1 protein-coding gene is annotated in these 2,327 nt (G+C 67.4%); it reads right to left on the bottom strand.

Features of this window, described 5'->3' with window-relative positions; translation table 11 throughout:
- The coding region (locus GY812_17780; GenBank protein ID MCP4437332.1) for a hypothetical protein at positions 1 to 2,308 on the bottom strand (2,308 nt) is incomplete at its 3' end.
- Positions 2,309 to 2,327: the final 19 nt, after the last annotated feature.

Here is a 2,327-nt window from a genome sequence, read left to right as displayed (position 1 = left end):
CGGGGATTCCCCGCGCCGCCCCCTGCAGTGGGTCAGCCCACGTCGGGTTACAGTTGATACCGATCACGGCGAACTCGTCGAGGAAGGCCTTCTCGTTGTTTCGGTTCGCGTTGACCGCGAAGCGAATCGTGACGGAGCCTTGGCCTGCGTAGTTGTCCAGGTCAATGTCCGAGGTGATCCAGCCAGACGTCCCGGTGATCTGCTCAACGGTGTTGCCGTTGACGCTGATCGTGAGGAACTCGCCGTTGTCGAGGCGCTTGGTCTCACGCGCGCACTCGAGCCGGAGCCCGGTGTAGCCCGACGCGTTGACCGTCACCTCGAGGTAGCGACCCCGCCGGATCCGGGTGCCGCCGGTGCCGGCGTAGGCCCAGCTGCTGCGGGTCCGGACCCTGTCGTTGGAGACCCAGGCCGTGGAGGCCGTACCGTCGAAGCTGTCGGCGAAGATCACCGTCTCGCCGCCGCCCGTGTTCGGGTCCATCTCGGTCGTGAAGGACCAGAGCTGGCCGGCAGTGGTGCCGCCTCCGTTGCTGGCGTCGACCCGCCAGTAGTAGGTGGTTTCGTAGTCCAGCTGGCCGAGGGAGAAGTTGGTGCCGCCCTGGGTGCCTCGGAAGGCCGGAGAGGTGGTCTCTCCGAAGTACACGGCGTAGCTGGTCGCGCCAGAGGCCGAACTCCAGGCGAGGTCCTGGTCGATGGAGACCGAGGTCGCGTTGTTGGACGGCGTCGGGCTTCCGGGCTGGCCCGGGGGCGCCGGAGTATCGGCTTCCGTGGTGAAGGACCAGGTGGAGCCGGTGGTGGTCCCGCTGGCGTTGACCGCGTCGATCCGCCAGTAGTACGTCGCCGAGAACGCCAGCGTTCCGACGTTGCGTGAGGTCCCGGCCTGGTTGCCCAGGAGCTGACCGGCGCCGAGGGAGGAGCTGGTGCCGAAGTAGACGTTGTAGCTCGCGGCGCCGGAGGCGGCGCTCCAGGAGAGATCCTGGTTGATAGACACCGAGCCCGCGCCGTTGGAGGGCGTGGGGCTGCCGGGCTGGCCCGGGGGCGGGGTCGAGGCCTCGGTCAGGGTCAGGGTGCCCGTTCCGGTGCTCCCCGAGTAGCCGGCGACCTGGATGAGGACCGTCGTTCCCGCGGAGAGGCCGGTGAGGTCGATCTGGCTCTGGAGGCCGCACACATCATCGTTGCACGCGATGCGGGTCAGGGAGCCGCAGCTCCCCACCCAGACCTGAAGGGCCGTGTCGTAGCCAGACCCACAGGTGTCGATGGTGACGTCGGCGGAGCTGGAGGCGGTGTAGGAGTACCAGACGTCGGCCGCGCCGCCGCCGGCGCAGGACCAGGCGACCCCGCTGTTGGTGGCGCTGGTGGTGTCGAAGGCCGTGGCCCCTGCGGTGATGACCTCGGCGGTCGCGCAGTCGTCGTTGCTGAGGCCGCCGCCGCCTCCACCGCCGCCGCCGCTGTCGAGGCAGGTGCGGCTATCACGGAAGGAGGTGATGGTCCCGCGCGTCACGTTGGGGTTGAAGGTGTTCGCCGACGTGATGTACGGGTTCATCGTGTACGACGTGCAGGTGCAGTGCTGGGCGTTCCAGTTGTGCCCGAGCTCGTGCGCCGAGAGGTCCGTCGTGCTGGAGTAGTTGTTGTTGAAGTCGGACTCCACCATGCCGTAGCCATAGGTGGAGCAGATGGCGCCGACCCATGCGATGCCGATGGTGCCGCCGTCGATGCTCTTTCCAGTGAACAGGTGAGCGACGTCTCGCTGGACGCTGCCCTGGTTCGCGTTCCACTCGCTGCGGAACTGGTTGAGCAGTGTCGAGGCGTCCGAGGACGTGTAGGGCTGGTTGGAAGAGGTCCGCACGATGACCCGGGTGATCGAGTGGGTGATGCTCACCTCGCTCTCGTACTGCAGGTTGATCGAGTTGATGACCGTCTGGATTCGGTCGCTGACGTTGGTCGTCGACGAGCCGTAGTCCAGGAAGTACTCGTAGTCGGCGTCACAGCCCACTTCTGCGGTGAACAGGGACGTGCCCATGGCGGTGTTGTTCTGAGGTACCTCTTCGAAGCCGGGCTGGCCGAAGTTGTTGGCCAGCAGGTCAGCGCCGCAGAAGTGGCTGGTGCGCAGGACATCGCCGCGCTCGTAAAGCACGTGGTGGGAGGGGCTCGCGCCCTCGATGGAGGTCGGGACCGGCTGGATCCAGAACTCCGATCCGCCGGCGATCATGATGCGGGCGTAGAGGCCGTCCTCGAGGAGCGCGCCGGCGACGCGAGCGTCGGGCATCGACTCCACGGTGCCGCGGAGGGTGACCACCGGGCCGGGAGCCACGCTGACCAGCGTCCCGTCG

Source organism: Actinomycetes bacterium (assembly GCA_024222295.1).
GTDB lineage: Bacteria > Actinomycetota > Acidimicrobiia > Acidimicrobiales > Microtrichaceae > JAAEPF01.
The sequence above is the reverse complement of the archived record's forward strand: the minus strand, read 5'-3'. Positions and strand labels throughout refer to the sequence as shown.